General features: G+C 69.6%; 14 protein-coding genes. 5 read left to right on the forward strand and 9 right to left on the reverse strand.

Translation table 11 applies throughout. The annotated features are described in order from the left end of the window. Positions 1 to 20: 20 nt before the first annotated feature. The 3 genes from DIE21_RS26295 to DIE21_RS26305 all read right to left on the reverse strand — a co-directional run bounded on the left by DIE21_RS26295 (position 21) and on the right by DIE21_RS26305 (position 3156). Entirely contained in the window at positions 21 to 704 is a 684-nt protein-coding gene (locus DIE21_RS26295; RefSeq protein WP_124500436.1) for an HAD family phosphatase, read from the reverse strand. A gap of 94 nt (positions 705 to 798) precedes the next feature. Beyond that, positions 799 to 2208, reverse strand: a complete 1410-nt coding sequence (argH, locus tag DIE21_RS26300; RefSeq protein ID WP_059701917.1) for an argininosuccinate lyase — start codon at positions 2206 to 2208, stop codon at positions 799 to 801. Between the two features lie 138 nt (positions 2209 to 2346). Continuing rightward, the gene (locus DIE21_RS26305) at positions 2347 to 3156 is read right to left on the reverse strand and encodes a helix-turn-helix transcriptional regulator (RefSeq protein WP_124500437.1); all 810 of its coding nucleotides are present in this window, start codon (positions 3154 to 3156) and stop codon (positions 2347 to 2349) included. A 183-nt stretch (positions 3157 to 3339) separates the two neighbouring features. On the opposite strand from DIE21_RS26305, the gene DIE21_RS26310 reads away from it, so the two are divergent. Then, positions 3340 to 4092, forward strand: a complete 753-nt coding sequence (locus DIE21_RS26310) for a class I SAM-dependent methyltransferase (protein WP_124500438.1) — start codon at positions 3340 to 3342, stop codon at positions 4090 to 4092. Between the two features lie 129 nt (positions 4093 to 4221). Here the strand turns inward: DIE21_RS26310 and ppc are convergent, their stop codons facing one another. Next, a complete protein-coding gene (gene ppc / locus DIE21_RS26315) occupies positions 4222 to 7227 on the reverse strand; it encodes a phosphoenolpyruvate carboxylase (RefSeq protein WP_124500439.1) in 3006 nt (1001 codons plus the stop codon). Positions 7228 to 7445: 218 nt separating this feature from the next. Between ppc and hemC the strand changes: the two genes are divergently transcribed. Genes hemC through DIE21_RS26330 form a run of 3 tightly spaced genes read left to right on the forward strand, consistent with a single transcriptional unit; the run spans position 7446 to position 11607 of the window. Continuing rightward, positions 7446 to 8447: a hydroxymethylbilane synthase gene (gene hemC, locus DIE21_RS26320; protein ID WP_124500440.1), complete on the forward strand. Its 1002-nt coding sequence runs from the start codon at positions 7446 to 7448 to the stop codon at positions 8445 to 8447. Continuing rightward, complete coding sequence (gene hemDX, locus DIE21_RS26325; protein ID WP_124500441.1) at positions 8447 to 10417, forward strand: fused uroporphyrinogen-III synthase HemD/membrane protein HemX; 1971 nt, start codon at positions 8447 to 8449, stop codon at positions 10415 to 10417. Before hemC ends, hemDX begins: the two co-directional genes overlap by 1 nt. 2 nt (positions 10418 to 10419) lie before the next feature. Then, a complete protein-coding gene (locus tag DIE21_RS26330) occupies positions 10420 to 11607 on the forward strand; it encodes a heme biosynthesis protein HemY (RefSeq protein ID WP_124500442.1) in 1188 nt (395 codons plus the stop codon). 123 nt (positions 11608 to 11730) lie between these two features. On the opposite strand, the gene DIE21_RS26335 is transcribed toward DIE21_RS26330, so the two are convergent. The 3 genes from DIE21_RS26335 to DIE21_RS26345 all read right to left on the reverse strand — a co-directional run bounded on the left by DIE21_RS26335 (position 11731) and on the right by DIE21_RS26345 (position 15450). Next, entirely contained in the window at positions 11731 to 13035 is a 1305-nt protein-coding gene (locus DIE21_RS26335; protein WP_124500443.1) for an MFS transporter, read from the reverse strand. Between the two features lie 141 nt (positions 13036 to 13176). Beyond that, entirely contained in the window at positions 13177 to 13935 is a 759-nt protein-coding gene (locus DIE21_RS26340; RefSeq protein WP_124500444.1) for an SDR family oxidoreductase, read from the reverse strand. 75 nt (positions 13936 to 14010) lie between these two features. After that, complete coding sequence (locus DIE21_RS26345) at positions 14011 to 15450, reverse strand: aldehyde dehydrogenase family protein (protein ID WP_124500445.1); 1440 nt, start codon at positions 15448 to 15450, stop codon at positions 14011 to 14013. A 298-nt stretch (positions 15451 to 15748) separates the two neighbouring features. Between DIE21_RS26345 and ppa the strand changes: the two genes are divergently transcribed. Further along, the gene (gene ppa, locus DIE21_RS26350; protein WP_011885693.1) at positions 15749 to 16276 is read left to right on the forward strand and encodes an inorganic diphosphatase; all 528 of its coding nucleotides are present in this window, start codon (positions 15749 to 15751) and stop codon (positions 16274 to 16276) included. A 56-nt stretch (positions 16277 to 16332) separates the two neighbouring features. Here ppa and DIE21_RS26355 read toward each other — a convergent pair whose 3' ends face one another. Both DIE21_RS26355 and DIE21_RS26360 read right to left on the reverse strand, forming a co-directional pair. After that, on the reverse strand, positions 16333 to 17232 hold the full coding sequence (locus tag DIE21_RS26355) for a GIY-YIG nuclease family protein (RefSeq protein WP_124500446.1): 900 nt from the start codon (positions 17230 to 17232) through the stop codon (positions 16333 to 16335). 49 nt (positions 17233 to 17281) lie between these two features. Further along, entirely contained in the window at positions 17282 to 18316 is a 1035-nt protein-coding gene (locus tag DIE21_RS26360; RefSeq protein WP_124500447.1) for an AraC family transcriptional regulator, read from the reverse strand. Positions 18317 to 18408: the final 92 nt, after the last annotated feature.

Genomic DNA, 18408 nt, shown 5'->3' on the forward strand with positions numbered 1-18408 from the left:
TCGCGTGCCGCGTGCGGCGGCTACGCGGGTTGCTGCGTGTCCAGACGGCCGAACCACGACGGCACGAGCGCGACGGCATCGTCGAGCGACCCGAGCACGTGCAGGCTCAGCGCGACGATCTCGGGCGTCGGCGCCTTCAGGTCGGGCACGGTGACGACCGATGCGCCGGCGCCGGCGGCCGACTGCGCGCCGAAGTCACTGTCCTCGAACGCGACGCACGCGTGCGCCGGCACGCCGAGGCGTTCGGCCGCGAGCCGGTAGACGGCCGGGTCGGGTTTGCCGCGCGCGACTTCGTCGCCGCCCGCGATCGCGCGGAAGAACGGCAGCACGCCGACCGCGTCGAGCCGCGCACGGATCACGTCGCGGGCGGACGACGACGCGACCGCGCACGGGATGCCGGCCTGCGCGAGCGCCTCGAGCAGCGCAAGCGCACCGGACTTCAGCGGAAATTTCGGATGGGGTTCGGGCGCCGCGAGCTGCTCGCGCACGCGGATGCGCACGGCGTCGAACGTGTCGGCGTCGCCGATCAGCCGCGCGAGAATGACCTGGCCTTCGGCGAACGAGCGGCCGACGATCTGCAGGTAGTCGATCTCGGTCAGCACGACGCCGTGTGCGTTCGACACGTCGATCCACGTGTTCATGATGGTCCGCTCGGAATCGACGAGCAGGCCGTCCATGTCGAAGAGCGCGGCGGAGAAGGTCATCGGCGGTATCCGGAAAGCGGGGAAGGCGATGGGCGGCACAGCGGCCGCCCGAATGAAAAACGGACGCCGAAGGCGTCCGTCCGTGACGACAGGCTTACTTGCCGAGCGCGGCGCGGGCGGCCTTGACGGCCGCACGCACTTGATCGGGCGCGGTGCCGCCCGGGTGGTTGCGGCTTGCGACCGAACCTTCGAGCGTCAGGTAGCCGAACACGTCGTCGCCGATCAGGTGCGCGACGTTCGGCAGTTCCTGCTTCATTTCGTCGAGCGTCAGGTCGGCGAGGTCGATCCCGCGGTCGTCGCAGATCCGCACCGCGTGCGCGACGGCTTCGTGCGCATCGCGGAACGGCAGCCCGCGCTTCACGAGGTAGTCGGCGAGGTCGGTGGCGGTCGAGAAGCCCTGCAGCGCGGCCGCGCGCATCGCGTCCGGCTTCACGGTGATGCCCGCGACCATCTCGGCGAAGATCCGCAGCGTGTCGGCGACGGTGTCGACCGTGTCGAACAGCGGTTCCTTGTCTTCCTGGTTGTCCTTGTTGTACGCGAGCGGCTGGCCCTTCATCAGCGTGAGGAGCGCCATCAGGTGGCCGTTTACGCGGCCCGTCTTGCCGCGCGCGAGCTCGGGCACGTCCGGGTTCTTCTTCTGCGGCATGATCGAGCTGCCGGTGCAGAAGCGGTCGGCGATGTCGATGAAGCCGACGCGCGGGCTCATCCACAGCACGAGTTCCTCGGAGAAACGCGACACGTGCGTCATCACGAGCGCGGATGCCGCCGTGAATTCGATCGCGAAGTCGCGATCCGACACCGCGTCGAGCGAGTTCGCGCAGATGCCGTCGAAGCCGAGCGTCTTCGCCACCGCGTGACGGTCGATCGGGTAGCTGGTGCCGGCGAGCGCGGCCGCGCCGAGCGGCAGGCGGTTCACACGGGTGCGGCAGTCGCGCATGCGCTCGGCGTCGCGCGTGAACATCTCGACATACGCGAGCAGGTGGTGGCCGAACGTGACCGGCTGCGCGACCTGCAGGTGCGTGAAGCCCGGCATGATCGTGTCCGCGTTCTGCTCCGCGAGGTCGATCAGCGCGCCGCGCAGGTCGTTCAGCAGGCCGCCGATGCGGTCGATCTCGCCGCGCAGCCACAGACGGATGTCGGTCGCGACCTGGTCGTTGCGCGAGCGGCCCGTGTGCAGGCGCTTGCCGGCATCGCCGATCAGCGCGGTCAGGCGCGCCTCGATGTTCAGGTGGACGTCCTCGAGATCCAGCTGCCATTCGAATTCGCCGCGCTCGATCTCGCCCTTGATCTGCGTCATCCCGCGTTCGATCGCGGCGAGGTCGTCGGCGCTGATGATCTTCTGCGCCGCGAGCATGCTCGCGTGCGCGAGCGAGCCGGCGATGTCGACGAGCGCGAGGCGCTTGTCGAAAAACACCGACGACGTGTAGCGCTTGACCAGCTCCGACATCGGTTCCGAGAAGCGGGCCGACCAGGCCTCGCCCTTTTTGTGCAGTTGGGACGTCATGGCGATTCTTCGAAGGGGAGTTGGGCGGCGTGCGCCGCCGAGGGAATCCTTGAATTCTAACATTCGCGCGGCTGGCCGCCGGCCCTCGCCGGCGCGGGCCGGCCGTGGCGCCGGTTTCCTTGTCGGCGGGAACCGGCGTCAGTCGCGCACGAGCACGACCAGCTTCAGGTCCTCGCGATGTGCGGGCTTCAGCGTGATCTGCTGGTACACGACGCGGCCGTCGGCCGGATGGTCGAATTCCCGCAGGCCGCCTTCGCGCTCGAACACGTCCTGCGACGCCCAGTACTGCGCGAATGCATCGCTGCCGGCCATCAGCGCGTCGATCAGCGCGCGGGTCGGCGCGTCGGCGAGGTGGCGGATCGAGTCGGCGCGGAATTCGGCCGCGAGCCGGCGCGCGCGGGTTTCCCAGTCGACGATCAGCGTGCGCGCGGCCGGCGCCATGAACGTGAAGCGCAGCAGGTTGCGGTCGTGCTCGCCGTCGAGCCAGCCCGTGAGCAGCGCGGCGGCCGGCGCATTCCAGGCGAGCGCGTTCCATTGCCGGTCGAGCACGTAAGCCGGCGTCGCGATCGCGGCGACGGTCGCCGCGAGCGTCGGCGGCAGGTCGCCGGCCGCGACGTCGGGCTCGGCCGGATCGCGCTGCGCGGCCAGCTCGAACAGGTACGCGCGCTCGGCCTTCGACAACTGCAGTGCGACGGCGATCCGCGCGAGCGCGTCGGCCGACGCCGACACCGGGCGGCCCTGCTCGATCCACGTGTACCAGGTCGGGCTGACGCCGCACAGCTGCGCGACTTCCTCGCGGCGCAGCCCCGGTGTGCGGCGGCGCGGGCCGGGCGGCAGGCCGACGGCCTGCGGCGACAGCCGTTCGCGGTGCGCGCGGATGAATTCGCCGAGCGCGCGGGCGGGTGTGGCGTCGAGCGGCGGGGTGGGGGCGGAGGACGGCTGGTTCATGCGGAAAACGGCTGAAACGACAAAAAGGGGCGCGGGATGCGCGGCGAGGACCGGGTCAGCGATCAGGTAGGTGTAACAAATACCAGAATAACTGCTTAACTTGTACTGGTACAAGCGCGGCCCTATTGTAGCGATTCACGCGCTGGCAGGCAGCGCGCGCCCCACCCAAGGAAGGAGCCAACGATGAAACACCACGACCAGGTCGCCGACGCATTCGGCACGACGGCCGCCGCCTACCTGACGAGCACGGTCCACGCGACGGGCGCCGATCTGCAGGCACTGGCCGACGCCGTTCGCGCGACGCCCGATGGCGCGGTGCTCGATCTCGGCTGCGGCGCGGGCCACGCGAGCTTCGCGGTCGCGCCGCACGTGCGCGACGTGGTCGCCTACGATCTCGCCGCGCCGATGCTCGCGACCGTCGACGCCGCCGCGCGCGAGCGCGGGCACGCGAACATCCGCACGCAGCAGGGCCCGGCCGAGCGGCTGCCGTTCGACGCGGGCACCTTCGACTGGGTGGTCAGCCGGATGAGTGCGCACCACTGGCACGACGTGCGCGCGGCGCTTGCCGAGGTGCGGCGCGTGCTGAAGCCGGGCGGCCGCGTGCTGATGATCGACATCGCGGGCAACGACCATCCGCTGCTCGACACGTATCTGCAAGCCGCGGAAGTGCTGCGCGACGCGTCGCACGTGCGCGATTACCGCGCCGACGAATGGCTCGCGATGTTTCGCGGTGCCGGTTTCGACGCGCACGTGCAGAGCCGCTGGCGCCTGCCGATCGATTTCGATACGTGGGTCGAGCGGATCCGCACGCCGGCCGACAGCGTCGCGGGCATCCGCGCGCTGTGGGCGCATGCGCCCGACGAGGTGCGCGGCTACTACGCGGTGCAGCCGGATGGATCGTTCGAGCACGATGCGTTGCTGATCGACGCGCAGTGAGCACGCGGCGCGTCGGCCGGTGCCTTCGCGCCTCTCGATGAAAAAAGCCGCGATACGCGTGAATTGCGTATCGCGGCTTTCGTTTCGCGATGCCGGCGCGGAGCGGGGCAGGCTCGCGCCGCGCGCGGATCAGCCCGTGTTGCGCAGGCCGGCCGCGATCCCGTTGATGGTCAGGTGAATCCCGCGGCGCAGCCGCGCGTTCGTGTCCCCCGCGCGGTGACGCTTGATCAGCTCGACCTGCAGGTGGTTCAGCGGATCGAGATACGGGAAGCGGTTCTTGATCGAGCGCGCGAGCAGCGGGTTGGTCGCGAGGCGGCCTTCGTGCCCGGTGATTTCCGCGAGCGCCTGCGCCGTGCGCTCCCATTCCGCGACGATCCGCTCGAACACGTGCTTGCGCAGCTTGCGGTCGGCGACCAGCTGCGCGTAGCGCGACGCGACCGCGAGATCGGTCTTCGCGAGCACCATGTCCATGTTCGACAGCAGGTTCGCGAAGAACGGCCAGGTCTTGTTCATCTTCTTGAGCAGCGTCACGCGCTTCGTGCGTTCGGCCGCGTCCTGCGCGCCGTCGAGATACGCGCTCACCGCGCTGCCGAAGCCGTACCAGCCCGTCAGCAGCAGCCGGCACTGACCCCACGAGAAGCCCCACGGAATCGCGCGCAGGTCCTCGATCTTGCGCTGCTTCGGATCCTGCAGCTTGCGCGAGGCCGGGCGGCTGCCGATGTTCAGCTCGGCGATCTCGGTGATCGGCGTCGACGAGAAGAAGTAGTCGGTGAAGCCGGGCGTTTCATAGACGAGCGCGCGATACGACGCCATCGCGGCGTCCGACAGCGTCTGCATCGCGGCTTCGAACGCGGGCAGTTGCGCGGGCGCGTTCGACTGCGGCAGCAGCGATGCCTCGAGCGTCGCGGCGACCACCGTCTCGAGGTTGCGCCGGCCGATCTCGGGGTTCGCGAACTTGCTCGCGATCACCTCGCCCTGTTCGGTCAGGCGGATCTGGCCGTTCACGGTGCCGGGCGGCTGCGACAGGATCGCCTGGTAGGTCGGGCCGCCGCCGCGGCCGACCGTGCCGCCGCGGCCGTGGAACAGCCGCAGCGTGATCTTGCGGTCGCGGAACAGGTCGACGAGCGCGAGTTCGGCGCGATACAGCTCCCAGTTCGACGTCAGGAAGCCGCCGTCCTTGTTGCTGTCCGAGTAGCCGAGCATCACTTCCTGCTCGGCGCCCTGGTGCGCGATCAGCGCGTCGACGCCCGGCAGCGCGAAGTATTCGCGCATGATGCGCGCGGCGTCGCGCAGGTCGGGGATCGTCTCGAACAGCGGGATCACCATCAGGCCGTTGCGCGCGCCGTCATGGGCGGCGCCGAGCGCGCCTTCGAGCAGCCCGGTTTCCTTCTGCAGCAGCAGCACTTCGACGAGGTCGCTGACCGTCTCGGTGTGCGAAATGATGTAGTTGCGCACCGCACGCGCGCCGAACTGCGCACGCACTTCGCGCGCCTTCTCGAACACACCCAGCTCGCTTTGCGCGAGCGCCGAGTATTCGATGTACGGCGAGCGCAGCGGGCGCGGATCGGCGAGTGCGGCGAGCAGCACGCGCAGCTTGTCTTCCTCGGCGAGTGCCGCGTAGTCGGCCTCGACGCCCGCACGCGCGAACAGCTCGGCGACCACGGCTTCGTGGATGTCGGAGCTCTGGCGCAGGTCGATGCTCGCGAGGTGGAAGCCGAACACCTCGGCCGCGCGCACGAGCGGCGTGAGGCGCGGCGCGGCGAGCGACGCGCCGTGGTGCGCTTCGAGCGATGCGGTCAGCACCTTCAGGTCGGCGACGAACGCTTCGGAATCCGCATATGGAATCGCCCGCACGGGCGGCGCGCCGCGGCCGGCGCTGCGCACCGGCACCGTGCCTTCGCCCAGACGCACGCGCGCGCTCGCGGCGAGCCGCGTGTAGATGCCGATCAGCGCGCGGCGATACGGCTCGTCGACGCGGTGCGGCGACTGGTCGGGCGATGCGGCGGCGAGTGCCTTCACCGCATCGTTCGCACCGACCAGCAGGTTCGACACCGACAGCTCGGCGCCGAGCTTGTGCACCTGTTCCAGATAGTGTTCGAAGATCACCGCGGCCTGGCGGTTGATCGCTTCGTCGAGCGTCGGGGCGGTCACGTTCGGGTTGCCGTCGCGATCGCCGCCGATCCAGCTGCCCATCTGGAAGAATGCGGGCACGCGCGCGGACAGGCCGTGTTCGGCAAGCGCGGCCTCGATGTCGCCGTACAGCGCCGGCAGTTCGTCGAGGAACGTCGCGCGGTAGTACGACAGCGCGTTCTCGATCTCGTCGCCGACCGTCAGGCGCGAGTCGCGCAGCATGCGGGTCTGCCACAGCGCGGTCACGCGCGCGCGCAGCATCGATTCGTTGTACGAGCGTTCGCGCGCCGTCAGCGGCTGGTCGCGTTCGGCGAGCAGGCGCGCGATGTCGTGCTGCGCGTCGAGGATGCTCTTGCGCTGCACTTCGGTCGGGTGCGCGGTCAGCACCGGCACGATCAGCGCATCGTCGAAGAAGCGCTGCAGCAGGCGCTTGGACGCGTTGCCGGTCGTCTTCAGCTGTTCGAGCGCGTACGCGACGGTGCCGGGCTGCGGTGCGGAGCCGGCCAGCGCGTGGATGCGGCGGCGGCGGTTGTGGTGGCGGTCTTCCGCGATGTTCGCGAGGTGCGAGAAATAGCTGAACGCGCGCACGACGCTCACGGTCTGCTCCGGGGTCAGCTTGCGCAGCTTCTTCTCGAGCGTCTGCGCGGCTTCGCTGTCGTCCTCGCGGCGAAACTTCACCGCGGTCTGGCGAATCGTTTCGACGACGTCGAACACGGTGTCGCCTTCCTGTTCGCGCACGACGTCGCCGAGCAGGCGGCCGAGGAAGCGGATGTCCTCGAACAGCGGGCCGTCCTTGTCCTCGCGCGTGCGCGTGCCGGGCTTCGCCGCGCGGGCAGCCGGGCCGGCGGTCTTGATCGCGCGTTTCGTCTGACGTATCGGGTCTTTCGGTTTCGTTGCCGTTTTCGCACGGCCGTTCGCGGCGGTGGCGACGGTGCCCGTCTGGGCGTCGGGGGAGGGCAAGGCAGCATTGCGGCGCGCCGTACGCGCCGATCCGGAAGACTTCACGATGGGTTTCCTTGGGAAAGCTCGAGTCAAAAAGGGACTGCGGGGACTACGGAAACTACGGGAACTGCGGTCAAGCAACCAGCTACGTGCGGCACATCCGCGCATCGATGTCGCCGCCCGCGCCGAAGCGCGGCGGGCGCAGGCTCCGGGCCCGGGCGGGCTGGGGCGTGCGTGCTACCATTGTTCGATCTTCAATCCCGTCCTTCGATGTTCCAGCAATGAATTCCGAGACCTTTTCGGCCGGGCCGCGATCGGCACAAGCCCCTGCAACGCTGACGATTGCTTCGCGCGAAAGCCGCCTGGCGATGTGGCAAGCCGAACACGTGCGTGATGCGCTGCGCAAATTATATCCAGCTTGTGACGTGAAAATCCTCGGGATGACGACCCGTGGCGATCAGATTCTCGATCGTACGCTGTCGAAGGTCGGCGGCAAGGGCCTGTTCGTGAAGGAGCTGGAGAATGCGCTCGCCGACGGCCGCGCCGACCTGGCCGTGCATTCGCTGAAGGACGTGCCGATGGCGCTGCCCGACGGCTTCGCGCTCGCCGCGATCATGGAGCGCGAGGATCCGCGCGACGCGTTCGTGTCGAACGATTACGCATCGCTCGACGCGCTGCCCGCCGGCGCCGTCGTCGGCACGTCGAGCCTGCGCCGCGAGGCGATGCTGCGCGCGCGCTATCCGCACCTGAACGTGCTGCCGCTGCGCGGCAATCTCGACACGCGCCTGTCGAAGCTCGATCGCGGCGACTACGCGGCGATCATCCTCGCGGCAGCGGGCCTGAAGCGCCTCGGTCTCGACGCGCGCATCCGTGCACTGATCGACGTCGAGGACAGCCCGCCGGCCGCCGGCCAGGGCGCGCTCGGCATCGAGATCGCCGCGCGCCGCACGGACGTCGCCGCGTGGCTCGCGCCGCTGCACGACCCGCGGACCGCGCTCGCGGTCGAGGCCGAGCGGATGGTGTCGCGCGCGCTCGGCGGCAGCTGCGAGGTGCCGCTCGCCGCGCACGCGGTGTGGCGAGCGGGCGAGCTGTACCTGACGGGCCGCGTGTCGACGACCGACGGCCAGCGCGTGCTGACCGCCGAGGAGTGCGGCGCCGTCATGACCGTTGCCGACGCGCTCGCGCTCGGCCGCGCGGTGTCCGACGAACTCGAGGCGCAGGGCGCGCTCGACATCGTCAATGCACTGCTCGCCGGCTCGCAGGCCGGCAAGGGCGACGCCTGATGGCGAGCGGCGCGCGCGCGTTCACCGCCGTCCTGACGCGCCCGGACGGCCAGTCGGCCGCGCTTGCGGCCCAGCTGGCCGAGGCCGGTTGCGACGTGCTCGAATTCCCGCTGATCGACATCGCGCCGCTCGACGATCCGGCGCCGCTCGACGCCGCGTTCGCGGCGCTTGGGCGTTATGCGCTCGTGATCTTCGTGTCGCCGAACGCGATCGACCGCGCGCTCGCGCAGTACGGCGCGATCTGGCCGAATGCGCTGCCGGTCGGCGTGGTCGGCCCCGGCAGCGTCGCGGCGCTCGAGCGCCACGGGATCGCGGCGCCCGCGCATCGCGTGATCGCGCCGCAGGCGCCCGCCGACGGCGGCGCCCCGCATTACGATTCGGAAAGCCTGTTCGCGAGCATCGAGGCCGCGTTCGGCGGCGCGCAGGCGCTCGCGGCCAAGCGCGTGCTGATCGTGCGCGGCGACGGCGGGCGCGAATGGCTCGCCGAGCGGCTGCGCGAAGCCGGCGCGGACGTCACGCTGGTCGCCGCGTACCGGCGCGTCGTGCCCGAGCCGCGCATCGTCGCATGGGAGCGCGTGCATGCGCTGCTCGCCGGCGCGCCGCACGCGTGGCTCGTCACGAGCTCGGAAGGCGTGCGCAACCTGCACGAACTCGCGCGCGCGCACCTGAACGACGCCGAGATCGAGGCGCTGAAGCATGCGCCGCTCGTGACACCGCACCCGCGCATCGAGCAGACCGCGCGCGCATTGGGTTTTGATAGGATTACGCTGACCGGCGCGGGCGATGAGCGCATCGTCCGCGCGTTTCGAACGATGGCCGACGAGGCCGTCCAACCGGCGACAGCCGCACCGGTGACTAAACGCATGACAGATACCAACGATTCCAAAAGCGTCGCTTCCCAGCCGGCCGCTGCATCCGCACCGCCGTCCCGTCCTGCCTATATGGGCGCCGAACCGCCCGCACGCCGCGGCGGCAGCGCGGCGCTGTGGTTCGTCGTCGTCGTGCTCGGCTGCGCGGCGGGCGTCGGCGGTTACGCGCTGAACCGCAAGGTCGACCGGCTCGACGATTCGTTCGTCGCACGCCAGAAGGCGCTCGACACGCAAACGGCCGAGACCCGCATGAAGACCGAGCAGGCGCTCGCGAGCACGCACCAGGTCGACACGCAGCTCGCGCAGCTCGACGGCAAGCTCGCCGATGCGCAGAGCGCGCAACAGGCGCTGCAGCAGCAATACCAGGACCTGTCGCGCAACCGCGATGCCTGGATGCTCGAGGAAGTCGACCAGATGCTGTCGAGCGCGAGCCAGCAGCTGCAGCTGACCGGCAACACGCAGCTTGCGCTGATCGCGCTGCAGAATGCCGATGCGCGTCTCGCGACGTCGCAGAGCGCGCAGGCCGTCACGGTGCGCAAGGCGCTCGCGCAGGACATCGAGAAGCTGAAGGCCGCACCGTCGGCCGACCTCACGGGCCTCGCGATCAAGCTCGACGACGCGATCGCGAAGATCGACGCGCTGCCGCTGTCGGGCGAGGCGATCGTCCCGCACGCGGCGCCGAAGGCCGCGCCGGCCGACGCCGCATCGCCGGTCGCAGCGGATACGCCGCGCTGGAAGGTGTGGTGGCATGACTTCTCGGCCGGGCTTGGCCAGCAGTTGAAGGGCCTCGTGCAGGTGCGCAGGATCGACAATGCCGACGCGATGCTCGCATCGCCCGACCAGGGCTACTTCGTGCGCGAGAACGTGAAGCTGCGCCTGCTCACCGCGCGGCTGTCCCTGCTCGCGCGCAACGACGGCGCGATGAAGGCCGACCTGCACGCCGCGCAGGCGTCGCTCGGCAAGTATTTCGACCAGGCATCGAAGGACACGCAATCCGTCGAGGATCTGCTCAAGCAGGTCGACGGCGCGTCGCTGACGGTCGCGGTGCCGAACCTGAACACGAGCCTGAACGCCGTTCAGCAGTTCAAGAGCCGGGGGTAACGATGACGCTTCGAGGAATCGTCTGGCTCGCGATCCTGTTCGCGATCGCCGCGGCACTCGCCACCGTCGGCCGTTTCGACGCGGGACAGGTGCTGCTCGTCTATCCGCCGTACCGGATCGACGTGTCGCTGAACCTGTTCGTGATCGCCATCGTCGTGCTGTTCATCGTCGTGTACGCGCTGCTGCGCATCGTGCGCAACATCTGGCGCATGCCGCAGCGGGTCGCCGCGTATCGCGCGCGTTCACGCAACGAGAAGGCGCAGGCGTCGCTGCGCGATGCGATCGCGAACCTGTACGCGGGCCGCTTCTCGCGCGCCGAGAAGGCCGCGCGCGACGCGCTCGCGGTCGATGCGAACCAGGGCGCCGCGAGTCTCGTCGCGGCGACCGCCGCGCACCGGATGCACGAGTACACGCGTCGCGACGACTGGCTGTCGAAGGTCGACGCGCCCGAATGGCAGGATGCCCGGCTGCTCGCCGCGGCCGACATGCGCGCGGATGCACGCGATGCGGACGGCGCGCTCGCCGCGCTGGCCGACCTGCAGGCGGGCGGCAAGCGCATCCATGCGCAGCAGGTCGCCCTGCGCGCGCAGCAGCAACTGAAGAACTGGGCCGAGGTGCTGAAGCTCGCGAAGGCGCTCGAGAAGCGCGAGGCGCTGCATCCGGCCGCGGCCGTGCGGCTGCGCCAGCAGGCGGCGGAGAACCTGCTGCGCGAACGCCGGCACGACCCGGACGCGCTGCTCGAGGTGTGGCAGTCGCTGTCGCCGCTCGAGCGCCAGTCGCCGCGCCTCGCCGATCTCGCTGCCGACCTGCTGGTGCTGCTCGAGCGCCGCACCGAGGCGCGCCGCATCGTCGAGGAAGCGCTCGCGCACAACTGGGATGCGCGGCTGCTGCGCCGCTATCCGGATACCGCTGGCGGCGATGCGCTGCCGCTGATCCAGAAGGCCGAAGGGTGGAAGAAGGATCACCCGGACGATGCCGACCTGCTGTTCGCGCTCGGCCGTCTCTGCCAGCAGCAGCAGCTGTGGGGCAAGGCTCAGTCGTTCCTCGAGGCGGCGCTGAAGCAGGCCGACAACGAGGCGCTGAAGGTGCGTGCGCACCGTGCGCTCGCGCGCCTGTTCGAGCATCTCGGCGAAACCGACAAGGCGGCGAAGCACTACCGCGAAAGCGCGCTCGCGATCACCGTGGTCTGACGCGGCGGCGCTCGTGCGCCATACACGGAAATGCCCCGAACGCCGGATGGCCTTCGGGGCATTTTTTTGCTCGTCGAGGATCGGTCCGGCCGCCGTGCGGCCGGCGCATTCATGCGTCGTGCATCACTTGTCGACCAGCCGCTTCGGCACCGACAGCGCGAGCAGCCCGCCGAGCACGAGGAACGCGGCGAGCATATACATGCCCGCGTCGTTCGCGCCCGTCGCCTGTTTGAGCCAGCCCATCAGGTACGGGCTCAGGAAGCCCGCGAGGTTGCCGATCGAGTTGATCATCGCGATGCCGGCCGCGGCCGCCGCGCCGCCGAGGAACGCGGTCGGCAGGCTCCAGAACAGCGGCAGCGTCGTCAGGATGCCCATCGTCGCGAGCGTGAGGCCGAGCATCGCGAGCGCCGTCTGGTGCGCCCAGATCACCGACAGCACGAGTCCGAGCGCGCCGAACGCGGCCGGAATCGCAAGGTGCCAGCGTCGTTCGCGGCGCTTGTCCGCGCTGCGCGCGATCAGGATCATCGCGACCACCGCCGCCGCATACGGAACCGCGGACAGCAGGCCGATCATGAACGTGTCGGTCACGCCGGTCGCCTTGATGATCGTCGGCAGCCAGAAGCCGACGCCGTAGAGCCCCATCACGAACGAGAAGTAGATGAGCGCCATCAGCCACACGCGCGGGCTCGACATCACCGCGCCGAGCGGCAGGTCTTCCTTGGTCGCTTCCTCCGCGTCGACGTTGCGCGCGAGCAGCGCCTTTTCCTCGTCGGTGAGCCATTTGGCCTTCGCGATCCGGTCGTCGAGCGCGAAGAACACGAGCACGCCGGCCAGCACCGACGGGATCCCTTCGAGCAGGAACAGCCATTGCCAGCCATGCCAGCCGCTCACGCCGTTGAACGCCTTCAGGATGAAGCCCGAGATCGGTCCGCCGATCACGCCGGACAGCGCGACGGCGGTCATGAAGAAGGTCGTCATCCGGCCGCGCCGGTGTGCGGGATACCAGTACGTGAGGTACAGGATCACGCCGGGAAAGAAGCCGGCTTCGGCGACGCCGAGCAGGAAGCGCATCACGTAGAACATCGCGGGTGTCGTGACGAACATCGTCAGGATCGAGATCACGCCCCACGTCGCCATGATGCGCGCGATCCAGACGCGCGCGCCGACCTTGTGCAGGATGATGTTGCTCGGGACTTCGAACAGGAAGTAGCCGAAGAAGAAGATCCCGGCGCCGAGCCCGTAGACGGTGTCGCTGAGATTCAGGTCGCTCGCCATCTGCAGCTTCGCGAAGCCGACGTTCACGCGGTCGAGATACGCGACCACGTAGCACAGCAGCAGGAGCGGCGTGAGCCGCCACGACACCTTGCGGTAGGTTGCTTCCTCGAATGCGCCGGACGAGCCCGGCAGCGACTGCGTCGATGTTGCCATGTTGTCTCCAATCCTTGTTTTGTCTTGTCATGGGCCGGCGCCGGCGCGTTGGCGCCCGATCCGGTGTCGTGCGAAGCAATGTCAATGCGTGGATGCGGTGCCGGCCGGCGCTGCCGGCGCGGCGCAAGCACGGTCGTGCGGCTAGATGCAGCGTCCGCCGTCGACTTCGAGGCAGACGCCGGTGATGAACTCGGCTTCGTCGGATGCGAGGTACAGGGCCGCGTTCGCGATGTCCTGCGGCGTCGAGAAGCGGCCGAGCGGAATCGTCGACAGGAACCGGCGGCGATTCTCCGGCGTGTCCTCGCAGCCCATGAACTCGGTCATCAGGCCCGTCTCGCCGAGCACCGGGTTGATGCAGTTCACGCGGATCCGGTCGGCGCCGAGCTCGGCCGCGAGCGACTTGCTCGCGGTGATCATCGCGCCCTTCGTGCTGTTGTACCAGACGAGGCCCGGGCGCGGCCGCACGCCGGCCGTCGACGCGACGTTCACGAACACGCCGCCGCCCTGCGTGCGGAAGTACGGGACGAAGGTCTGCACGCTCCAGAACAGGCTCTTCATGTTGACGGCGTACACGCGGTCGAACTCGGCTTCCGTCACGTCGAGCACCGGCTTGTTGCGGTGCGTGGTGCCGGCGTTGTTCACGACGATCTGCACCGCATGGAAATCGTCGAGCGCGGCCTGCAGCAGCGCGCGCCAGTCGGCGTCCTGCGACACGTCGCCCGCGACCGCGATCGCCTTGCCGCCCGCCAGCGCGATCTCGCTCGCGACGCGCTCGGCCGCCGCGCCGTTCAGGTCGTTGACGACGACGTTCGCGCCTTCGCGCGCATAGGTCTTCGCGATGCCTTCGCCGAAGCCCGAGCCGCCGCCCGTGACGATGGCCGTCTTGCCGCTCAACCGCATGGTGTGTCTCCTGTGTTGGAAGAGTGCGTGGTGTTTCGGTGCGCGGCCGGTCGTCGCCGGCCGCGTTCAGCCAGTTCAGCCGTGCCGGATCGCGATCGTCTTCAGCGCGGTGAAGCCGTACAGCGCCTCGAAGCCTTTCTCGCGGCCATGGCCCGAGTGGCCGACGCCGCCGAACGGTAGCTCGACGCCGCCGCCCGCGCCGTAGTTGTTGATGAACACCTGGCCTGCGCGCAGGCGCCGCGCGAGGCGCAGCTGGCGTGCGCCGTCGCGGGTCCAGATGCCCGCGACGAGACCGTACGGCGTGCCGTTCGCGAGTTCGACCGCTTCGTCTTCGTCGACGAAACGCATCGCGGCGAGCACCGGGCCGAACACTTCCTCCTGCGCGAGCCGGTGCGAAGGCGGCACGTCGCGCAGCAGCGCGGGGGCCTGGTAGAAGCCGCTTTCCGGCGCGTCGGCGACGACCTGGCCGTGCGCGGCCATCGGAATGCCGTCGTGCTGCGCGTCGGACAGGAAATCCCACACGCGCTGCTGCTGCTTCGCGTTGATCAGCGGGCCGCAGTCGAGATCCGCGCGGCTCGGGCCGACCCGCAGCCCGTTGAAGGCGGTGGCGAGCCGTTCGACGAGCGGCTCGTAGACCGCGCGCTCGATCAGCACGCGGCTGCCGGCCGAGCAGGTCTGCCCGCCGTTCTGCACGATCGCCGACACGAGCACGGGCAGCGCCGCATCGAGATCGGCGTCGGCGAACACGATCTGCGGCGACTTGCCGCCGAGCTCGAGCGTGACGGGCACGTGGTTCTCGGCGGCCATCTGCGTGACCAGCTTGCCGGTCGCGGGCGAGCCCGTAAACGAGATGTGGTCGATGCCGGGGTGGCGCGCGAGCGCGGCGCCTGCTTCATGGCCGTAGCCGGTGACGATATTCAGCGCACCGGCCGGCAGCCCGGCTTCGGCGGCCAGCTCGGCGACGCGCAGCACCGACAGGCACGCATCCTCGGCAGGCTTCACGACGCACGCATTGCCGGCCGCGAGTGCCGCGCCGACGCTGCGCCCGAAGATCTGCATCGGGTAGTTCCACGGCACGATGTGGCCGGTGACGCCGTGCGGCTCGCGCACGGTCAGCACCGTGTAGCCGGCTTGATAGGGGAGGGTCTCGCCGTGCAGCTTGTCGGCGGCGCCCGCGTAGAACTCGAAGTAGCGCGCGAGCGCGGCGGCGTCGGCGCGCGCCTGCTTCAGCGGCTTGCCGGTGTCGCGCGCCTCGATCGTCGCGAGTTCCTCCAGGCAATCGGCGATGCGCGCCGACAGCCGCATCAGCACGCGGCCGCGCTCGGCGGCGCTCGCCGCGCCCCACGGGCCCGCGAACGCGTCGCGGGCCGCGGCGACCGCGCGCTCGATGTCGGGCGCGGTGCCGCGCGCGATCGTCGCGAACGGCTGGCCGTCGGAGGGATCGACGACCGGAATCGTCTCCAGTTGCGCGGGCAACGTCCATTCGCCCGCGATGAAGTGCTTCGCTTCTTCCATGCCTGCTCCTGTCGACCCGAGTTGGCGCTTCAGCGCTTACTTGGGTCCCATGCTTCGCGGTCGACCCGAGTTGGCGCTTCAGCGCTTGCTCGGGTCCCATGCTTCGCGGTCGACGTGCAACGCGGCCCTGTCGTTCGATGGTTCGGTGGCCGGACATCCGGAACGATTATCGCGCCGATCGTCATCCGGACGCCACCGGTCGATTGGCTATAATGGCGCATTCCCTGCGGGGACGCCCGCGGCGGTGCATCGGCCGCGGCGCCCTGTCCCGAATTCCCATCGACCAACAGAGAGCGCTATGAGCTTCAATCATGTTCCGGCCGGCAAGGACCTGCCGCACGATTTCAACGTGATCATCGAGATCCCCGCGCAAAGCGATCCGGTGAAGTACGAGGCGGACAAGGAGCTGGGTCTCCTCGTCGTCGACCGCTTCATCGGTACCGGCATGCGCTACCCGGTGAACTACGGCTACATCCCGCAGACGCTGTCGGGCGACGGCGATCCGGTCGACGTGCTGGTGATCACGCCGTTCCCGCTGCTGGCCGGCTCGATCGTGCGTTCGCGCGTGCTCGGCATGCTGCAGATGACCGACGAGTCGGGCGTCGACGCGAAGCTGGTCGCGGTGCCGCACGACAAGGTCTGCCCGATGACGGCGAACCTGAAGTCGATCGACGACGTGCCCGAGTACCTGAAGGACCAGATCAAGCACTTCTTCGAGCAGTACAAGGCGCTCGAGAAGGGCAAGTGGGTGAAGGTCGAAGGCTGGGCCGGCATCGATGCCGCGCACAAGGAAATCGCCGACGGCGCCGCGAACTACAAGAAGTAAGCCGGCTGGCCGGCCTCGCGGCCGGTGCGTTCGGAACGCAAACCGCGCGTGTCTCCTCAGGAGGCCGCGCGGTTTTGTTTTGTGCGCGGTGCGGCGCGGGCGGCGGTTTTCTTGCGGGCGGGAGCGGGCACGGTGCCCGCATTCGGCGCGGCCTTCGCGCGTTTCGCGCCCGTTGCGCGGCGCGCAGGGACAGGGGCGGCCTCGATGAGTTCGGCGGCGGCCTTTCTTGCCGACGGACGGCCGCGCGCCGGTGCGGAAGCGGGGGCGGCGAGTCCGTTCGCGGCGGGCTTGCCGCCGGTTGCCGGCGTTTTCTGTTTCGGCGCCGGGTTCGTGGCCGGCTTGTCCCGTTTTGCCGGCACGCCGCGCGAGGCCGCCTGTTTTCCTTCCGCGTCGTCCGCAGTCCTGGCACGCTTCGAGGCGGCAGGCGCGGCCTTTGCCGACTTTGGCGCCGTTGCGGCTCGTGCGGGCTTCGCGGGTTTCGCGGGTTTCGCGGGTTTCGCGGGCTTCGCGGTTTTCGTGGACCCGGACTTTTTTCCGGGAGTTCCGGTCTTCGCGGCTTTCCCGCCGGCCTCTTCAGTTTCGGCCGGCTGAGCCGCAATGTCGGCGCGCTTCGCCTTCACCTTCTTCTTTCCGCGTGTGCCGTCCTGCAGCCCGGCCGCCTCGACGTTCCCGTCGATCGACATCCCGGCCGGCAACACCGACTCGAGCGTCCGGATCCCGGCCGCCAGTTCACGCTTTTGCACGGCCGTGAGCCGCTTCACCCAGTACTCGGCACGCGATGCGATCGACCGGTCGGGCAGCGGGAACGACGCGAGCACCGCGCGCGGCTTGCGCGAGCGCGTGTAGCGCGCGCCCTTGCCGGAGGCGTGCTCGTCGAAGCGCGCGGCGACGTCGGTCGTGATGCCCGTGTAGACGCTGTCGTCGGCGCACTCGATCAGATACAGAAACCAGGACATGGGAAGGCGGCGGGATGCGAAGCCGTCAGTGTCTCAGAATTGGCGTGCGTCAACGCCACCGATCGCCGTGCCCGTCGCGAAAGCGGCTGGGCGCCGCGCCGAGTTCGCGCGTGAAGAAGCGCGTGAAGGCGCTCGTCGAACGGAACCCGACGCGCACGCCGATCTCGCCGACCGGCAATTGCGTATGCAGCAGCAGGTCGCGGGCCTCGCCGAGCCGTGCCTGCGCGACGAGCGCGTGAAAACCGACGGCTTCGCGATGCAGCCGCCGGCGCAGCGTCCAGCGCGACATCGCGAAGCGCGTGCACACGTGTTGCATCAGCGTGTCGGTTGGCACGTCGACGTCGTCGGCGCTGCGCAGCCAGTCGCGTACGCATTGCGCGACGGACGCGCCGAAGGTCGAGCGCATGCGCACGCGATCGCGCGCGGTGTCGGCCGCATGACGCTGGATCTCCGCGAGCGGCGCGTTGTAGCGCTCGAACGGCGTGTCGAAGTGCGCGGAGCGCAGCACGATGCGATTGCGCGCGGCATCGAACGACACCGGCGTGCCGAGCGTGTCGCGCAGCACTGCCGCGGGCGCGAACGCGCGGCCGGCAAATTCGGCGTCGTCGACGCGCACCCGTGGATCGTACAGGCGCGCCAGCGCGGCGAGGATCGCGAGGTTCGCGAACGCGCTGCTCCCGTGCCGGCCATCCCCTTCGTTCACGTATTCGAACGCGATCGCATCGCCGTGCTCGCGCGCAAGCACCCAGTCGACGTTGCCGATCAGCTCGCGATAGTGCACGTAACGACGCAGCGCGTCGCGCAGCGTGGCCGCGTTGCAGGTGACGCCGGCGAGCTCGGGAAACGGCACGAGCCACGATACGGCCTGCCGCGGCGGGCGAGGCCACGACAGCGGCCAGCCGCTCGTCAGCCGCATCGCGGCGACGTGGCGGTCGCCGGCGATGCGGCGCGTGTCGTCGGCGAGCTCGGCCGGCCCGATGCCGAGCGATTCGTAAAGCGGTGCGAGATCGATGCCGTTCGCGCGCGCGTCTTCGCACAGCGCGCGGTAGATCCGGACGGATACCGATTTCTGTCGCAACTCCATGTCTGTCTCCCTGTCGTCATGCCGTTCGGGTTTGTCCCCGCTGCGAGAGGTCAACGCATGCTCCTGCCGGTCAAGCATGGTGACCGGTCGAT

The sequence above is a fragment of the Burkholderia sp. Bp9140 genome (genome assembly GCF_003853425.1).
Classification (GTDB): domain Bacteria; phylum Pseudomonadota; class Gammaproteobacteria; order Burkholderiales; family Burkholderiaceae; genus Burkholderia.

Excerpts from the sequence above, each read along its gene's own strand:
- DIE21_RS26295 (WP_124500436.1), bottom strand. The coding sequence starts at position 704 with ATGACCTTCTCCGCCGCGCTCTTCGACATGGACGGCCTGCTCGTCGAT.
- argH (WP_059701917.1), bottom strand. The coding sequence starts at position 2,208 with ATGACGTCCCAACTGCACAAAAAGGGCGAGGCCTGGTCGGCCCGCTTC.
- DIE21_RS26305 (WP_124500437.1), bottom strand. The coding sequence starts at position 3,156 with ATGAACCAGCCGTCCTCCGCCCCCACCCCGCCGCTCGACGCCACACCC.
- DIE21_RS26310 (WP_124500438.1), top strand. The coding sequence starts at position 3,340 with ATGAAACACCACGACCAGGTCGCCGACGCATTCGGCACGACGGCCGCC.
- hemC (WP_124500440.1), top strand. The coding sequence starts at position 7,446 with ATGAATTCCGAGACCTTTTCGGCCGGGCCGCGATCGGCACAAGCCCCT.
- hemDX (WP_124500441.1), top strand. The coding sequence starts at position 8,447 with ATGGCGAGCGGCGCGCGCGCGTTCACCGCCGTCCTGACGCGCCCGGAC.
- DIE21_RS26330 (WP_124500442.1), top strand. The coding sequence starts at position 10,420 with ATGACGCTTCGAGGAATCGTCTGGCTCGCGATCCTGTTCGCGATCGCC.
- DIE21_RS26335 (WP_124500443.1), bottom strand. The coding sequence starts at position 13,035 with ATGGCAACATCGACGCAGTCGCTGCCGGGCTCGTCCGGCGCATTCGAG.
- DIE21_RS26340 (WP_124500444.1), bottom strand. The coding sequence starts at position 13,935 with ATGCGGTTGAGCGGCAAGACGGCCATCGTCACGGGCGGCGGCTCGGGC.
- DIE21_RS26345 (WP_124500445.1), bottom strand. The coding sequence starts at position 15,450 with ATGGAAGAAGCGAAGCACTTCATCGCGGGCGAATGGACGTTGCCCGCG.
- ppa (WP_011885693.1), top strand. The coding sequence starts at position 15,749 with ATGAGCTTCAATCATGTTCCGGCCGGCAAGGACCTGCCGCACGATTTC.
- DIE21_RS26355 (WP_124500446.1), bottom strand. The coding sequence starts at position 17,232 with ATGTCCTGGTTTCTGTATCTGATCGAGTGCGCCGACGACAGCGTCTAC.
- DIE21_RS26360 (WP_124500447.1), bottom strand. The coding sequence starts at position 18,316 with ATGGAGTTGCGACAGAAATCGGTATCCGTCCGGATCTACCGCGCGCTG.